General features: G+C 45.1%; 16 protein-coding genes. 2 read left to right on the forward strand and 14 right to left on the reverse strand.

Annotated features, from left to right (window positions below; all coding sequences use genetic code 11):
• Nucleotides 1-452: 452 nt before the first annotated feature.
• From EKN56_RS09170 to EKN56_RS09210, 9 genes are all read right to left on the reverse strand, one after another.
• Nucleotides 453-2,036 carry a vWA domain-containing protein gene (locus EKN56_RS09170; protein WP_130591497.1) on the reverse strand — a complete coding sequence of 528 codons (1,584 nt, stop codon included), beginning with the start codon at nt 2,034-2,036 and terminating at the stop codon, nt 453-455.
• Nucleotides 2,037-2,384: 348 nt separating this feature from the next.
• On the reverse strand, nt 2,385-3,041 hold the full coding sequence (gene hxpB, locus EKN56_RS09175) for a hexitol phosphatase HxpB (protein WP_130591498.1): 657 nt from the start codon (nt 3,039-3,041) through the stop codon (nt 2,385-2,387).
• On the reverse strand, nt 3,019-3,822 hold the full coding sequence (locus EKN56_RS09180; RefSeq protein WP_130591499.1) for a DeoR/GlpR family DNA-binding transcription regulator: 804 nt from the start codon (nt 3,820-3,822) through the stop codon (nt 3,019-3,021). The genes hxpB and EKN56_RS09180 overlap by 23 nt, the downstream gene beginning before the upstream one ends.
• Entirely contained in the window at nt 3,812-4,462 is a 651-nt protein-coding gene (locus EKN56_RS09185; protein ID WP_130591500.1) for a beta/alpha barrel domain-containing protein, read from the reverse strand. The genes EKN56_RS09180 and EKN56_RS09185 overlap by 11 nt, the downstream gene beginning before the upstream one ends.
• 2 nt (nt 4,463-4,464) lie before the next feature.
• Nucleotides 4,465-4,911 carry a PTS sugar transporter subunit IIA gene (locus tag EKN56_RS09190; RefSeq protein WP_130593654.1) on the reverse strand — a complete coding sequence of 149 codons (447 nt, stop codon included), beginning with the start codon at nt 4,909-4,911 and terminating at the stop codon, nt 4,465-4,467.
• A 126-nt stretch (nt 4,912-5,037) separates the two neighbouring features.
• Nucleotides 5,038-5,844 (reverse strand): BtpA/SgcQ family protein, encoded by an 807-nt coding sequence (locus EKN56_RS09195; protein ID WP_130591501.1) that lies wholly within the window; start codon nt 5,842-5,844, stop codon nt 5,038-5,040.
• Between the two features lie 52 nt (nt 5,845-5,896).
• The gene (gene sgcC / locus EKN56_RS09200; protein WP_130591502.1) at nt 5,897-7,210 is read right to left on the reverse strand and encodes a PTS sugar transporter subunit IIC SgcC; all 1,314 of its coding nucleotides are present in this window, start codon (nt 7,208-7,210) and stop codon (nt 5,897-5,899) included.
• Between the two features lie 13 nt (nt 7,211-7,223).
• Nucleotides 7,224-7,502, reverse strand: coding sequence for a PTS sugar transporter subunit IIB SgcB (gene sgcB, locus EKN56_RS09205; RefSeq protein ID WP_130591503.1), 279 nt, complete (start codon nt 7,500-7,502; stop codon nt 7,224-7,226).
• 44 nt (nt 7,503-7,546) lie between these two features.
• Nucleotides 7,547-8,638 carry a M42 family metallopeptidase gene (locus EKN56_RS09210; protein ID WP_130591504.1) on the reverse strand — a complete coding sequence of 364 codons (1,092 nt, stop codon included), beginning with the start codon at nt 8,636-8,638 and terminating at the stop codon, nt 7,547-7,549.
• A 346-nt stretch (nt 8,639-8,984) separates the two neighbouring features.
• Between EKN56_RS09210 and eco the strand changes: the two genes are divergently transcribed.
• Complete coding sequence (gene eco, locus EKN56_RS09215) at nt 8,985-9,542, forward strand: serine protease inhibitor ecotin (RefSeq protein WP_246020022.1); 558 nt, start codon at nt 8,985-8,987, stop codon at nt 9,540-9,542.
• A gap of 516 nt (nt 9,543-10,058) precedes the next feature.
• The gene (gene dauA, locus EKN56_RS09220) at nt 10,059-11,759 is read left to right on the forward strand and encodes a C4-dicarboxylic acid transporter DauA (RefSeq protein WP_130591505.1); all 1,701 of its coding nucleotides are present in this window, start codon (nt 10,059-10,061) and stop codon (nt 11,757-11,759) included.
• A 78-nt stretch (nt 11,760-11,837) separates the two neighbouring features.
• On the opposite strand, the gene EKN56_RS09225 is transcribed toward dauA, so the two are convergent.
• The 5 genes from EKN56_RS09225 to prmC all read right to left on the reverse strand — a co-directional run bounded on the left by EKN56_RS09225 (nt 11,838) and on the right by prmC (nt 15,501).
• On the reverse strand, nt 11,838-12,218 hold the full coding sequence (locus EKN56_RS09225) for a DUF1090 domain-containing protein (protein ID WP_130591506.1): 381 nt from the start codon (nt 12,216-12,218) through the stop codon (nt 11,838-11,840).
• A gap of 281 nt (nt 12,219-12,499) precedes the next feature.
• On the reverse strand, nt 12,500-13,354 hold the full coding sequence (gene kdsA / locus EKN56_RS09230) for a 3-deoxy-8-phosphooctulonate synthase (RefSeq protein ID WP_130591507.1): 855 nt from the start codon (nt 13,352-13,354) through the stop codon (nt 12,500-12,502).
• 57 nt (nt 13,355-13,411) lie between these two features.
• On the reverse strand, nt 13,412-14,227 hold the full coding sequence (gene sirB1 / locus EKN56_RS09235; RefSeq protein WP_130591508.1) for an invasion regulator SirB1: 816 nt from the start codon (nt 14,225-14,227) through the stop codon (nt 13,412-13,414).
• The gene (locus EKN56_RS09240) at nt 14,224-14,616 is read right to left on the reverse strand and encodes a SirB2 family protein (RefSeq protein WP_130591509.1); all 393 of its coding nucleotides are present in this window, start codon (nt 14,614-14,616) and stop codon (nt 14,224-14,226) included. The genes sirB1 and EKN56_RS09240 overlap by 4 nt, the downstream gene beginning before the upstream one ends.
• A 48-nt stretch (nt 14,617-14,664) precedes the next feature.
• On the reverse strand, nt 14,665-15,501 hold the full coding sequence (prmC, locus tag EKN56_RS09245) for a peptide chain release factor N(5)-glutamine methyltransferase (protein ID WP_130591510.1): 837 nt from the start codon (nt 15,499-15,501) through the stop codon (nt 14,665-14,667).
• Nucleotides 15,502-15,506: the final 5 nt, after the last annotated feature.

Raw genomic sequence — 15,506 nt, forward strand, 5'->3', positions numbered from 1 at the left:
ACCCGGACTCGAACCGGGAACACTGTAGTTTCGCCTGCATTTACCGCTTATTCGTAAAGCAAACCGATAACAACCAGTGATGCAGAGATATCTCCTTGCGGAGGCCGGGTTCGAACCGGCTAAACCATGTAATCCCTGCGGGCATTTGTTACCTGTTTGCGTTGTTCTGTCATTATTTCAGCAATGACTTAAACTATTTAATCTAACTCTGACCCTGAAAAAGCGGAGGACAAAAGTGATGAAACGTATTGGATGCAAGCATCCGGTGCTCTGCCTCTGAGCTACGGTTCCATTGTGGCGGAACCGACGGGATTCGAACCCGTGACCTCCTCATTCGTAGTGATGTAGTTCCATCGGCATTCCTCCTTTATCAGGAGTGGCATAACATTATGATGATCGGGAAGACAAACTTCTTACCACCTTGCTTTTAACTGTTATGCCACGATGCTCAGTTATTGTGACAATGTCACTTTATTAATTTCACCTAACCAGTGTTCGGATTGCATTTGTCCCTGGGAAAATGCGCTAATCATCTGAAATACTGTGTCAGAAAACCCACCAATATTCAGAATGTCTTCCCTTTCCTTCGCCTGTGTCGTGGCATAGGGCTGGATATCCAGACAAATCAGTCTGGCCGACGGATTAAAACGTTTAAACATTTCCCACTGGCGCATAGTCTCTGTTGCGCTACTTCCCTGACGATGAATACTTCCCCAGGATTCGTTATCCGAAACCAGCAGTACTACATCAGCGCGAATGCCTTTGGCGTTTAACCATTTCAGCGGTGCGCTACAATCTGTTCCACCACCACAGGCCGCTGCCAATTTGGTAGCATTAGTTAACACCGTATCTCTTGGGTTCAACACAACCCGATTGCTTTCCACTACCTGATACTCAAAAGGTACGATTAGTGTATCGCGCTGTTTACGCAGATAAGTGGCGGCAATCAATGCCGCAATATCAACGCAGCGGGTTACGGTTGTTGCTCCAGGGCGATAACCGGTTGCCGGAGAGTGCATAGAACCCGAGACATCCGGACATACCACCATTTTTCCTGCCACTGGCAATACGTTCTCTAAGGCAATTTCCAATGCATCCTGTAATGCTTCACGCACCATCAGCGGAATCTCTTTACTGGCTGACTGATATGCCGTCATTAACTGATACGGGAACACTTTTGCCTGCATAATGTTCTTTCTGTCACTCAACTTATCAGCAATCACTTTTGTCATGCCCGGTAACTCAAACACACCGTGACGGGCAAAGGTGTTCAGATTCATTCGCACCATCTGCCAGCTACCCTGCTTTGCTATCTTCGCCCAGTCTGCCGTAGTCAAATTTAATGCAGTTAACATCTGGAACGGCACCGCCGGTAATCCATCTTCATCACAGTTACCCTGACGTTTATATTGCTCAAACGCGCGAGTAATTGGCGGTAATACTTTTTCATCATAGGGCTTACCAATTAACCAGGCAAAGAAGGCTTCTCTCCAGCTTTCTTGTGGTTTTGGATGTACCATCTTTACCACATCCGCTAACGAAGGATTATTACCTACTGCCGCTGATAACAGTGCTTTCTCACTGGCGTTATTTAACCAATCCTGCACTAATTTTTTAGGACGTGTACCTAAAGATTTACGTCCCACGGTATCACTACGTAATATCTGCACAAAATTACGTAACATTTTGCCGTTATCCACCACCAGTGGAAATGCCATTGGTAAATACTCTTTTCCCTTCACTGACAATATGGCTAACAGTAATGCCGGCATATCTTTCATATAACCATATTGACGGCAGTACACGGCTATTTTGGCCAGCATTAACGGATCTACCTGAGAGCACAGCGCCATTACGGTATCTAATTGAGTTTCTGCCGAAGCGTAATAAGTACCATTTAAGCAACCCGTGGCAGCATACTGTGCCAATGCATGTTCTGCACTAAAGCGGTATGCCGTTCCACCTGCTTCATTCTTATCATTCGTTTTTGGTAACCAACGACCTTTTAATGATTTAAATAGTTGAGTATTCGCCATTCTCATTCTCCTTTGAGACAAAATTAATCTGGTGGGCAGCACGCCATCTTCGTTGTTATCACAATCAATCTATCTTTGATGACTTGTTCTAACGTTGCTGCCCTTCATGCCAGATATATAGCGATAAGCGTGCCAACTTTTAAAAAACAGGAATAAATAATTTTAATTAATTGAATTAAAACAATATTAATTTTTTATTTATTTTTAAGAGAAAAATTAGGCGAAAACAAACCGAAGGAAATTTATCCAATAGGATAAAAAATTATAAATTGAGATAATTAATGGCAACACGATTTGATTACCACATTGCCATTCTGTCCGCTCTTTTCAATCAGAGCCGGGAATGCTTTATTTTAACTGTTGTATTGCCTGCCAGACTTCACCCAGCGAATTAACCTGCACATCGGCTAATCCAAATCGCTTATCCTGACACGCTTCTGGTGCAGGCATAACGATCACTTTCATCTGGGCCGCTTTAGCCGCCACCATACCGTTTACTGCATCTTCAATCACGATACACTCCTCCGGATTGACGTTGAGTATTTCTGACGCCCGCAAAAATACCGCCGGATGAGGCTTACCATTAATCATGCCTTCAGCAGAGATTTGGTGGGAAAAGTAATGGCTAATATTTAACGCATCTAATACGCGGGCAATTTGCTTTCGTGGTGAAGAAGACGCAACTACTATCGGCAAACCATGCTGTTGAATAGTTTCCAACAGTTCAACTACCCCAGGCATAGGCTGAGGATGAGTTTGTATTCTTCGACCAACTTCAGTAACAATTTCTTCAACACGGCGAGGAACGTCTTCTAACGGGAGTGAGTGACGATGATGGTGCTCTGTCAGTAACTTATCAATACGAATCCCGGCACTATCTTTAAAATCCTCATCGTCTAAATGAACGCCATAACACTGCAAATAAATTTCTTGTTCCACTTTGACCCAAACAGGCTCTGAATCCACCAGTACGCCATCCATATCAAAGATAATAGCCGTCGTCATACCCTCTTTCTCCCGCTCTGATGATATTAATTCCAGCCTGTCGGTAACGTTGAAACGTCTCTTCAGGCAGTAACGCATCAGTAATAATACAGCTCATCGAGAGTAACGTCGCCACACTGTGAGGTTTTATCTGATCGAATTTACTGTGATCCGCCAGTAGTACGACTTGTCGGCCCCGCTGGATCAGCATTTTCTTCACTCCTACTTCAAAAACGGTGGAGTTAGTTATCCCGCTCTCCAGAGATAACGCATCACATGACATAAAGGTTTTATCTGCTGAAAATAGTTTCAACATATCAACGGCAAGGCTTTCTCCTACGGAAAAATATCCTGAGCGAATCATGCCGCCAACGATATAGCTCTCCAGTTGGTTATAACACCCCAGTTGATTGGCTATTTTTACATCAGTGGTAATCACTTTGGCGGAGATATCTGACAGTCGTTTTGCCAGTTCCAGACAGGTTGAACCTGAATCCAGCAAAATGCAGTCATCTGGCTTGATCATGTTGCGGGCAACCTGAGCAATATCCTGCTTAGCCACCCGTTGAATACTCTGTTTAACATCAAAAATGTACTCTTGATCGACGGTGGTTTTATCAAATACGATACCACCATGACAGCGAACCATTCCCGGATAGCCATCCACAATAATCTGAAAGTCTCGTCTGACAGAAGCTTCAGCATAGCCAAACAGTTCAACCACCTGGCGTGTTTCTATCTTTTTATGCTGCCACAGATAGTGCAGGATATTACGCATTCGATCGGAACGTTTATCGCTCATCGCCAATCTCCCGAAAAGTATCGATATTTGCTACCAAGGCTTCTGAACTAAATAGTGCCCGCCCCAGCACCAGATGTCGGGCTCCGGCAGCATACAGTTTGCTGGCCGCGGCAAGCGTAATACCACCATCAGCCCAAATTTCCATTTCTTTAAACAACGATGTGGCCTGTACAACTTTATCAATCAGCTGTGGATTAAAACGCTGCCCCACACCGTCAGGCTCACTGGTCATAACCATTAAGCTATCCATCAATGAAGCCAGATAAGAATAAGGTGCCAATGGTGTTGCCGGATTGAACGCCAGTCCGGCTTTACTTCCGATTTCTTTAATTAGGGCCAGAATCTCAGCCGGATTCGCCAGTGTTTCAGCATGAACAAATATCCAGGCTGGATTAAGTGGTTTCAGCCATTCAATCCATGGAAATGGATCCCTGACCATTAAATGAAACGACAAAGGATGAGAAGTAGCCCCTGCAACCTGAGTAACGGTTTTTAAACCAAAGGTGATATTTCGAATAAAGCTGGTGTCTTCAATATCCAAATGAATCGAGCCTATTGTCGCCGTATTCAACCGGTTGAGGGTTTCGCCTAACTCAAGCTGACAGGCCGAGGCCAGTGACGGGTGAATAGTGGTTAGCATAGTCAGATACCCACAATTGCCGAATCTACCAGTCGGTAAAGTTCATCATCGCTTCTGGCCTGCTGAATTTGTGTTATCAGTGCTGAGTTATCCAGTAAGGAGGCAATAGTCTGGATGGTCTTTATATGCTGTTCAGCATCCGTTGCACTGACGCAAATAAGCAGCCAGATGAGATCACACTCATCATGGTCAAAGTTCACTGGTTGCGACAATGTAGTAAATGCCACACCATTACGGATAGCACCCTGCTCTGGACGGGCATGAGGTAAGGCGATTCCTGGTGCAATTAAATAATACGGGCCGTATTCCAGCGTATTATCAATAATGCCCTGGATATACTCGATTTTTGCATAGCCAAGCTCAATCAATGGTGTGGCCGCCAGCGCTACCGCTTCCTCCCATGATTCAGCATGGCGTAAAGCCTGCGCGGCCTTACAATCCACAATCAACATCGTTGACTCCTTTAACCATTAGGTTATTGTAATATTCCCCCGAAGGTACTTTTGGCGAAGACTTCGGGGGAATAGCCTGTTCATTGGCTAACTACCGGGGGTAAGCGCTTTGCTTATCCCTTTTTATTGGCGAATACTGCGAACCTTATCCATAAATCGCGCTACACGATCTCCATCGACAAAATTTTCAAAAATGCCGTCTTTCTTGAAATGCGTGGCAGTAACGCAACCGTCAGCAATAGACAACTGCTCTTCTACGTTTTCCAGACAGACCCCGGTATTGGCTAACACCACGGTGTCAGGTACCGTATCTTTTACTAACTTCAGCGTAGCCGAGTCGGTTTTGCTGCCAGCAGTCAAACCAGAAACACAGAGCGCATCCGGACGATTGTTAAATACCGTTGATTTAGCAATCGACTGAATATCCCGATTACCTAAATAGACGGCTGCTTCCGGTACGATGTTGAACAGCGTTTTCACCTTTCCTGCACCTATCCGTTGCTGGTGCCGAATAGTCTCTCCAACATTGGTATTCCAAACGCCGAAATCACTGGCATAAGCCCCGGTAAAAATTTCACGAATGAACTGTGCGTCTACTGCCATAGCCAAATCAAAAGAGGCCACCGGATCCCAGAGTACGTTAACCCCATATGGAACCCGGATTTCCGCCATCAATTGACCAATAATGCGGGCCATTGCGGCTGAGGTTTCTGGTTTCACTTTGGTTAAGTAAGGCATACTAAACTCATTGGAGAACATCACCGCATCTACTCCACCGTTTTGTAAGGCGGTCAAATCTTCATATGCCCGATCAATCACCCAGCTCATGCCTTTGCTGGTATCAAAACCCGGATCTCCCGGTAATGCTCGAAAATGACACATGGCTATCACCGCTTTTTCTATGCCAATCACTGACTTAAGCCAACTCATTTCTGTTACTCCTGTTCAATTTAGACCTGAATAAAAAATTGTTAATAACCCATTAAGCAGACAGCTCTTTAGTGCGTAACCACAGTACAATTGCACATACCGCCCCCACTGCAATGACCACACCAATAACGCCCATGGCCATTAACTCAACAATTGACCAACCAAACATATTTCCCACGGATAAGGCACTGATTTGTGCACCGTCGGCAGCAAAGCTAAACCCACCGTTACGAGCCATTTCGGTAAAGTAAGGGGCAAATTGAGTGGCAATAAGTAATACGGTTATCATGACAATCACACCGCTAATTAAGGTACGAATCAGGTCACCACGATGAATCACGGTTGCCATACAAATGAAGAATGGTGCGACGGGAAGGTCCGCCAGCGGTAATACCTGATTGCCGGGCAATACGCTGGCAATCAATAACATAATCGGAATCAGCAACAGGCCAACGGCGATCGTAGTTGGATGCCCCAGGGTTACCGCCGTGTCCAGACCAATGTAAACTTCCCGTCCGTGAAGATATTTTTGAAAGAATTTACGTGCACCGTCTGAAATCGGCATTAAACCTTCCACAATCAGGCGGATCATTCGAGGAAATAACACCATAATTGCCGCTACCGTGATCATCAGTGTCATCGTGCCTTTAAAGTTTTCTCCGGCGGACAAGCCAAAAATCAGTCCCAGCACGACGCCGATAATCACCGGATCGCCAACCATGCCGAAACGCTTCTGAATTTCAGTGGCATCAATATTTCGGCCTTTAAGAAACGGAACATAGCTATAAAGTTTATCCAACAGGATAAACAGCGGCACTGAACTGGAACCATATCCCTGTGGTATAGAGATCCCTTCCAGCCCAACAATGCTTTGTACTCGTTTCGCCGTCAGATCGGCAATTTTCAGGGAAAGTGCCGCATGGCATATCGCTGCCAGCACGCCATAAATCATATTTCCCGTCATTAACTGTACCACTGAACCGGTAATGGCATAGTGCCAGTAGTTATAGATATCGACGTTCATGGTTTTGGTTAACCGGGTAACCAACATGCCGATATTGAGTAAGAAAATCACCGGGATAATCATTGCGCCAATGGCAGTGGCATAGCCCACACCGGAGGCAGGTCCTGCGCCGACATCCAATATGTGTAGGTTCAGACCAAAGCGTTCAATCATGATTTTTATCGGCGGACTGAGGCTATCTATCGCCATAACAATGACTAACCCCATACCAACGAAGCCAATACCTACCGTTACCCCCGCTTTTACCGCCTGCAGAACTGGAATTCTGAAAATTAAACCAATCAGAATCATCACCATCGGTACGAAAACGGTTCCTCCCAGAGACAAAATGTAATCAAACATAACGCCTCCCGCCCTATTGGCTCAGCAGTGCTTTGATTTTTTCTTTAAGCACATCATCATTAATACCGATTAATAACGGTGCACCGTTCAGTGTGGGAATGCCGTAATCCTTATCCACTTTCATGGATGTCACGATCAGATCCATTCCGCTACAGTTATAAGGGATCTCATTCAAACAACATTGAGATGTACTCACCGGGATTCCTTGCTCACTTAAATATTCCTGTAAGCGCTGTGCAATCATGGTTGAGGTGGACATGCCTGTTCCGCAGGCTACCAGTATCTTTTTCATCTTGTTGTACCTCATCGTAAAAGAGAGTTGTTAAGTGCCAACGCTTATCTGGCGGCAACAGGAAACTGTTGCCCCTTAGTCTGGGCTATGGCGGTTAATAATCGAATGCAATCACTCAGGTCGCGGATGCTGGCTACTTCGCTGGGAGAATGGGTATAACGACAAGGGATAGACAGGCTGGCGCAAGGAATACCGTCTTGCTCCATTTGGATATAGCCCGTTTCAGTAATTACGCCCGGAGCCACTTCTCTTTGTACCGGGATCTGGTGCTCTGCTGCGGTCTTTTCCAGAAAAGCAATCAGCCTGGGTGGTGTAATCAGACCAGCCAGCGTTCCCCGCCCGTGATAGTTCAGACAGGTAATACCCGGACCTTTGTTGATAACCACATCGGAATAATCTGATAAATCGGGGGTATCGCAAGACGGGGTAATATCAATACCAATGGCCATATCCGGGTTAATCCGGCGCAATACCGGCAAAATCCCCCGAATATTAAATTCCTCTTGTACCGAGGCCACCAGATAAAGTGCAATATCCAGCTCCATCTGTTCTACTGCTGCAGCAACACCCAATAACGCGGTACATCCCAGTCGATCGTCCAGCGCTTTACTACAAACCAGATCGTTAGCTAACAGCTGCGGTGGGTTATACAGACATACCGGCGTTCCTACTTTGATGCCCATCCGGGCAGCATCCTGCTTATCTGCTGCACCGATATCAATCCACAGATGTTCAATACCCGGAGGTTGAGTACGTTCATCGCCCTTACTGAAATGATAAGACTTAATCCCAATACAACCATGTACCGGGCCCTGTTCACCGTCCAGTCTGACCGTTGAACCTGACATCGTGATCTGTGCCGGACCACCTACTCGTTCGAAACGCAAAAAACCATTTTCTTCAATTTTTCGCACCATGAAGCCCACTTCATCCATGTGCGCAAAAACCATCAGTCTGAAAGCATCCGGCGATTGACTGCCGTATTGAGCAACAACGTTGCCCAGACGGTCCTGCCATACCTGATGAGCGCTTTGGCTAAATTGCTGTTGCATAACCGATGCGATGTTATGTTCATGGTCAGAGATTCCATCCAGCGCCAGTAAACTCAGCAGATTTTTTTGAACATCAAAAGTCATATATCCTCCCCGTTTTACTATTTGGGAGGCGTTCAAGACCACCTCCATTCAATCAACTACTGAACGTTTATATGCTTCCAATGGCGTTAAAATTGTGACAAACATCACTGCTGATTGGTCAAATCCTCGTCAATAGTGAGTTTTGTGATTGATTTCAAAATTAAATAATCAATTAAAGTGATTGTTAGCATTATTCACTCACAGGCTTTGATTGTTTTTCATCTGGGTATGGGGTTTATGGCCCAGGCGACGAGTTGAGGTATGAATTCGACGATTGTAGTAGAAGCATTAACACCATCAGCATATAATGCTTATAATTAGTTTATTTGAAGAAGGAAAATAGCAAATGAAGATTAAGCTCACCCTGATGGCCGCACTGATTGGTATCTCTACCCATGCATTCGCTGAAACACCAAGCCACAACCGTATTGGCTCAGCCCCTAAAGAGGAAACATCTGTGTCAAAAGAGATTGCTCCAGCCTCTAAAACTCCGGAACTAAAAGAGATCGCGCCTTATCCTGAAGCGCAAAAAGGTCAGGTTCGTCACGCGATTTTTCTGCCTGCCGTAGAGAATGAAAATAACCTGAAAGTCGAACTGGTGATGGGAAAAGAGATGGAAGTCGACTGCAACCGTCAAATGCTCGGTGGCAAGTTGGAAAACAAAGATCTCGAAGGCTGGGGATATAACTATTTTGTTTTAAGTGACGTAAGCGGCCCGGTTTCAACCATGATGGCTTGTCCGGACGGTAAAAAACACAAGGCGCTGGTAACGATTCCTCACGGCGAGTTCCTGCAACGCTATAACAGCAAACTGCCTATTGTGGTTTATGCACCACAGGATATTCAGGTTCGTTACCGCATTTGGTCAACCACTGATGAGACTACTGCGGCAGAGACTAAATAACCTTCGCTGTTGTTAACGTGCTTGCAGATACTTTCTGAACCCAGAAGTTCTGTTTGCACGTTATCCCTCGCCTTACCCTCTCTTGTTTAAACCTATTGATATCACAATATGTTTTTTAACCGGTCCAATGACAAATAACGGGCTAACAGCTATAACCAGATAGAGTACCTCTTAACCACACCCTGTTTCACCCTTCTTTTTTTCGTAGGTATTTTTCATATTTATTTAAATTAATTAAATAGTTAGCCAGGTTTTATAACGCTCGTTTCAGGTTAAACGCACAGATTGATTTAATCTTGGTTTTTAACAGCTGATTTACCCTTAGTAAACAAAGCATTAATTATCTTTTATCGGGTAATACACCGATTATTTTTACTTCATAATGAAATAGTCAGATTCATTGATATACCCCATGCAATAATTTTACAAAGGGAGTATGGTTATCAGATAAATTTGCGACGGGCAGCTACAGCCCGCCATTTTTTTAGCTCTATTTTAGGGTCAGGTTATCCCACGATGAAAACGCATGGAATTAACGGTGTCAGACCGTTCAGTGCACTGATTGATGCCTGTTGGCGCGAATCCTATACACTTCAACGTTTCCTTAAAGACATTATTGCCGGTATTACCGTAGGGATTATTGCGATCCCACTAGCTATGGTGTTGGCAATCGCCAGCGGTGTACCACCACAATATGGTCTGTATACTTCAGCCATTGCTGGCATTGTCATTGCCGTTACCGGTGGCTCTCGCTACAGTGTTTCCGGGCCAACCGCTGCTTTTGTTGTCATTCTCTATCCGGTATCCCAGCAGTTTGGCCTGTCAGGCTTGCTGATTGCCACCCTGATGTCCGGCGTATTTTTGGTGATTATGGGGCTGGCTCGTTTTGGCCGTCTGATTGAATATATTCCGATCTCTGTAACCTTAGGCTTTACCTCTGGTATCGGTATTACTATTGCTACCATGCAGATTAAAGATTTCTTTGGCCTGACGCTGGATGTCCCGGAGCACTACATAGATAAGGTTGTTGCATTGGCTTCCGCTATGCCAACCATCAGTTGGGCGGATACGCTGATAGCCAGCGTAACTTTAGCGGTGCTGGTACTGTGGCCCCGTCTGAAATTACGAGTTCCCGGCCACTTACCGGCATTATTGGCCGGAACCGCAGTTATGGCACTGCTCTCCTGGTTTGGTTATTCGGTTGCTACCATTGGCTCTAAATTTCATTATCTGATGCCTGATGGCAGCAGCGGTCAAGGTATTCCACCGATTCTTCCGCAGTTCGTACTGCCCTGGAACATCCCTGATATCAGTGGCAAAACATTTGAGCTCAATTGGGATACCATTTCTGCCTTGTTACCTGCTGCATTCTCTATGGCCATGCTAGGGGCGATCGAATCGCTACTCTGTGCCGTAGTATTAGATGGAATGACCGGTAAAAAGCACCATTCTAACGGTGAATTAATTGGTCAAGGATTAGGTAATTTGACGGCACCATTCTTTGGTGGCATTACCGCCACTGCCGCAATTGCCCGCTCCGCGGCTAACGTGCGTGCAGGGGCCAGTTCCCCTGTTTCCGCTATTATTCACTCAATATTGGTGATTATGGCGTTACTGGTTTTAGCGCCTGCGCTTTCCTACTTGCCTCTGGCGGCTATGTCATCACTGTTGTTGTTAGTGGCATGGAATATGAGTGAAGCGCACAAAGTTATCGATATTTTACGTCGTGCACCAAAAGACGACATTATCGTAATGCTGCTGTGTATGAGCCTCACCGTGCTATTCGATATGGTTATCGCCATCACCGTGGGTATCGTTCTGGCCTCATTACTGTTTATGCGTCGAATTGCACGTATGACCCGCTTAACGGAAATGACGACAGAATCTACGTCTGACCGTCTAGTGATGCGGGTTAGCGGTCCATTGTTTTTTGCGGCAGCAGAACGCATCTTTAATGAACTCACCCTGCGAATTGAAAACCAACGTGTGATTATCCTGCAATGGGATGCGGTGTCTGTACTGGATGCTGGTGGCCTGAGTGCATTTCAGCGGTTTATTGATGTTTTGCCAGAAGGTACTGAATTGATTAACTGTGATATTCAGTATCAGCCATTAAAAACGCTGGCTCGGGCGGGTATTAAACCAATTGCCGGTAAGCTGGCGTTCTATGCCTCGATGGAAGAGGCGCTGATGGCAAGTTCCCGAATTCCGGATTAATCGAAAAGATTGGTAATTAATTATTATAAAGCCCCGTTTCAAACGGGGCTTATCATTTTCACTGATAACATTTATTCGTTACAGTGCATTCAGCGCTTCATCCAGTTCGGCCTCAGCTTTCTGAAGCTTTTTCTGTTTTTTGCTGATTTTGTCAGACTTGCCGGTAGCTTTCGCTTCAGCCAGTTCCTGACGGCGTTTTTCAACTTTACGTTCTTTATCAGCTATCTTACTCTCTGCATCAGCAATATAGCCATTATTACTACAGTGAGCTTTTACATTGCTTAATGCACGTTCTAACCCGGCTAAACGATGCGGGTTATTATATTTTTTTGCATATTCTATCTGCTGATTGATTTTCTCCTCTTTTATCGCACAGTAATCTTTACCCGCGTTAGATTCCGCTGCAAAGACGGCTGGAGAAATAATTAAAGGAACAATTAAACAGATTTTCTTAAACATATGCTATCTCCCTGGAAAGCAATTAATTATTCTCAACCCTTTGAGAATTTGGGGATAATAACACGCAAAAACCGGTTATCAAGCCATTGAAACAATTAGTAGCACTTACTGAAAGATTCTTAACTCAGCTTAATAAAAATATAACGAAAAAACCTTGTAGATCGAAAACAAATAATAGAAAGCATCAAGATTAATGCGTGTCAGGAAAATAATATAAATTATTTCATGTAAAAATAAAGGAGAGCCATGGCTCTCCTTTATCGGTTAAGTCTCAGTAAATATTAGTTAGTGGTATCCAGCTCCGGAAAGCTCTTAACCAGTTCATCAATGGCTTTCATCTGGGCCAGGAACGGCTCCAGCTTATCCAACGGTAGCGCTGAAGGACCGTCACATTTGGCATGTGCAGGATCCGGATGTGCCTCAATAAACAGACCTGCAATACCAACCGCCATACCGGAGCGAGCCAGTTCAGCAACCTGAGCGCGACGACCACCAGAGGCAGCACCAAATGGGTCACGACACTGTAAGGCATGAGTGACATCAAAAATCACCGGGTGGCCGCCTGTTGCCTGCTTCATTACGTTGAAGCCCAGCATATCCACAACCAGATTGTCATAACCAAAATTACTACCGCGATCGCAGAGAATAACCTGATCGTTGCCGCCTTCTTTAAATTTATCGACAATATTTCCCATCTGACCTGGGCTAACAAACTGCGGTTTTTTAACGTTAATCACCGCACCAGTACGCGCCATAGCTTCAACCAAATCGGTCTGACGGGCAAGGAATGCTGGTAACTGGATGACGTCAACCACATCGGCTACCGGTTGGGCCTGCCAGCTTTCATGTACATCAGTAATGATTTTTACACCAAACGCCTGTTTCAGTTCCTGAAAAATTTTCCTCCCCTCTTCCAGACCCGGGCCACGGTAAGAGTGAATAGAAGAGCGATTGGCTTTGTCAAAAGAGGCTTTAAAGACATAAGGGATGCCTAGCTTTTGAGTAACGGTAACGTAATGTTCACAAATACGCATCGCCAGATCCCGTGACTCCAGCACGTTCATACCGCCAAACAGGACAAATGGCAGGTCGTTAGCTACCTTGATGTCACCAATTTTAACTACTTTCTGACTCATGCTGTCTTTTCCTTAATCTCTTGATTAACAGATTTAACTGCCGCCATTGACCGCATCTTAATGAAGCGTAACGGTGTTTTGTTCAATATTGTTCAGCTGTAACTTTATAATCTCAGTCACCGGATCTTCCGGGCACTGCTCAACAAAATAATTCAAATCTTTTGCTGCAATGTGGTTGCACTCAAGTTGTGCATAAATTAAACCACGATCGCGAATCTCATAGGGGTCTTCCGGGTCAAAGCTCAGGGCCAGTTCACTGGCTCTCAGGGCGAGCTCCGGCTTATTCTCCTGCATTAATGCCCCCTTAAGAGAACCCAACAACCGTATAATAATCTGGCTGTTTTCGGCATCACTCAGGTCATCATTAGTCAATTTGGCGCTAATGCCTAAATGCCCTTTCAGCCAGACATCCAGAATATGACTGGTTAGTGTCTCACCATTCAGTGGGTTAATCACCCAACTGTCACCATCCAACCATTCCGCTTTAATCAGCAACTGGGTTGGGAAAATCACCGGATAAAGAGGAATACCCAATCGATTAGCAATATACATCAATATCAGACCTAATGATGAAGGCGCTCCCTGATGGGTTTTTAGCACTTTATCTAACCATAAGGTATCTGACAAATTGTAAACCCCACCTGCACCGCCAAATCCCCAGGTATGGTAGAACAACTCCAGTAACTGCTCGAGCTGTAGGTCTGCATCCAGATCTTCAGCGATAAGGCCTCTGGCCTTTTCTGCTAACTGGTCTAATTCATAACGAACCTGATCTTCCGGAAAATCATCACGAATTAAACGGGTAATCAGGTAAATACCTTCACTTAACGGATGACTGTTAAACTCAAAATCAGTGATGCTTCCGCGCTTCATGCATACCCCATAAATAACGGCATTTTACTTGTCGCTAATGTAACTATCAGATACAGGCAGAGTATCGCAGCCATAAAGGCTACCGATTTCACCATCTGACTCCGATCTCGTTTTCCCAGAGCGATATATCCCAAAACAATATAAATCACTACGGCTATCAGCTTTTCAGTTAACCAGGTTCCCTGAACAGAGAATGGATAAAAGTGGGTAATAAAGATTAACACTACACCGGTGCCGAATAGAATAGTGTCATTCAGATGAGGTGCAATCTTGATCCAGCGTTGCTGCATAATGGCAGAGCCACGCCACTTCCAGTAAAAACGCAAAATAAACAGCACAATACTGATTACTGCGGTGAGAACATGTAAATGTTTTAACCATATGTACATATAAAGCTGTTCCTGTTTATTTGGTGTCCGAACGGTGATATTTCAAGTTTAATGTTTAAACCAGCGCCCCAGAGTAACTCGTTCATTTCCGCCATAATCCTGATGGGTAGCGATCAATTCAAAACCCCGCTGTTTAAACAGCGTTCGAACCTGCTCCCCCTGCGTCCAACCGTGTTCAAGTAATAGCCAACCGCCAGGTTTAAGGTAATCCGGAGCCTGTTCAATAATATGGTTTAAATCAGCAAAGCCCTGCTGTGCGGCAATTAGCGCGCTGTTTGGTTCATAACGCACATCTCCCTGACTTAAATGCGGATCGCTTTCATCAATATAGGGCGGATTACTGACGATCATATCAAAATAAGCGTCATTCAGTGGCTCAAACCAATCGCCCTGAACAAAATGGACGTTGTTAATATTCAGATTATCTGCATTATCTTGCGCCAGCGAGACGGCTTCCGCCTGATAGTCAATACCGGTCACTGAACTGTCGGGACGTTCATGACCTAACGCCAGTGCAATAGCGCCGGTTCCGGTACCTAAATCCAGAATATCGCAATCGATCGTGGGTAAACGTTCTAATGCTAACTCTACTAACTTCTCGGTATCCGGACGGGGAATCAAGGTTACCGGTGAAACCTTCAACAGCAGCGACCAGAATTCACGGGAACCAACCAGATAGGCAATAGGTTCTCCCTGTAGCCTGCGGCACAATAGCTCGTCAAGACGAGATTGCTGATCGGCATCCAGCTCAGTTTCGCTAAACGCCATCAGAAATGTACGCGTTTTTCCTGTCACATGCCCCAACAGGATTTCCGCATCCCGCTTTGGACTGTCACCGCCGGTTAATTTGGCGATGGCTTGCTCTAACCATTGATTAAATGTCATGGTGT

This window comes from Limnobaculum zhutongyuii (genome assembly GCF_004295645.1).
In the GTDB taxonomy this organism is placed as follows: Bacteria; Pseudomonadota; Gammaproteobacteria; order Enterobacterales; family Enterobacteriaceae; genus Limnobaculum; species Limnobaculum zhutongyuii.

What these genes read in the sequence shown, in the direction of transcription:
- EKN56_RS09170 (WP_130591497.1), bottom strand. Translation starts at nt 2,036, where the DNA reads ATGGCGAATACTCAACTATTTAAATCATTAAAAGGTCGTTGGTTACCA.
- hxpB (WP_130591498.1), bottom strand. Translation starts at nt 3,041, where the DNA reads ATGACGACGGCTATTATCTTTGATATGGATGGCGTACTGGTGGATTCA.
- EKN56_RS09180 (WP_130591499.1), bottom strand. Translation starts at nt 3,822, where the DNA reads ATGAGCGATAAACGTTCCGATCGAATGCGTAATATCCTGCACTATCTG.
- EKN56_RS09185 (WP_130591500.1), bottom strand. Translation starts at nt 4,462, where the DNA reads ATGCTAACCACTATTCACCCGTCACTGGCCTCGGCCTGTCAGCTTGAG.
- EKN56_RS09195 (WP_130591501.1), bottom strand. Translation starts at nt 5,844, where the DNA reads ATGAGTTGGCTTAAGTCAGTGATTGGCATAGAAAAAGCGGTGATAGCC.
- sgcC (WP_130591502.1), bottom strand. Translation starts at nt 7,210, where the DNA reads ATGTTTGATTACATTTTGTCTCTGGGAGGAACCGTTTTCGTACCGATG.
- sgcB (WP_130591503.1), bottom strand. Translation starts at nt 7,502, where the DNA reads ATGAAAAAGATACTGGTAGCCTGCGGAACAGGCATGTCCACCTCAACC.
- EKN56_RS09210 (WP_130591504.1), bottom strand. Translation starts at nt 8,638, where the DNA reads ATGACTTTTGATGTTCAAAAAAATCTGCTGAGTTTACTGGCGCTGGAT.
- eco (WP_246020022.1), top strand. Translation starts at nt 8,985, where the DNA reads ATGAAGATTAAGCTCACCCTGATGGCCGCACTGATTGGTATCTCTACC.
- dauA (WP_130591505.1), top strand. Translation starts at nt 10,059, where the DNA reads ATGAAAACGCATGGAATTAACGGTGTCAGACCGTTCAGTGCACTGATT.
- EKN56_RS09225 (WP_130591506.1), bottom strand. Translation starts at nt 12,218, where the DNA reads ATGTTTAAGAAAATCTGTTTAATTGTTCCTTTAATTATTTCTCCAGCC.
- kdsA (WP_130591507.1), bottom strand. Translation starts at nt 13,354, where the DNA reads ATGAGTCAGAAAGTAGTTAAAATTGGTGACATCAAGGTAGCTAACGAC.
- sirB1 (WP_130591508.1), bottom strand. Translation starts at nt 14,227, where the DNA reads ATGAAGCGCGGAAGCATCACTGATTTTGAGTTTAACAGTCATCCGTTA.
- EKN56_RS09240 (WP_130591509.1), bottom strand. Translation starts at nt 14,616, where the DNA reads ATGTACATATGGTTAAAACATTTACATGTTCTCACCGCAGTAATCAGT.
- prmC (WP_130591510.1), bottom strand. Translation starts at nt 15,501, where the DNA reads ATGACATTTAATCAATGGTTAGAGCAAGCCATCGCCAAATTAACCGGC.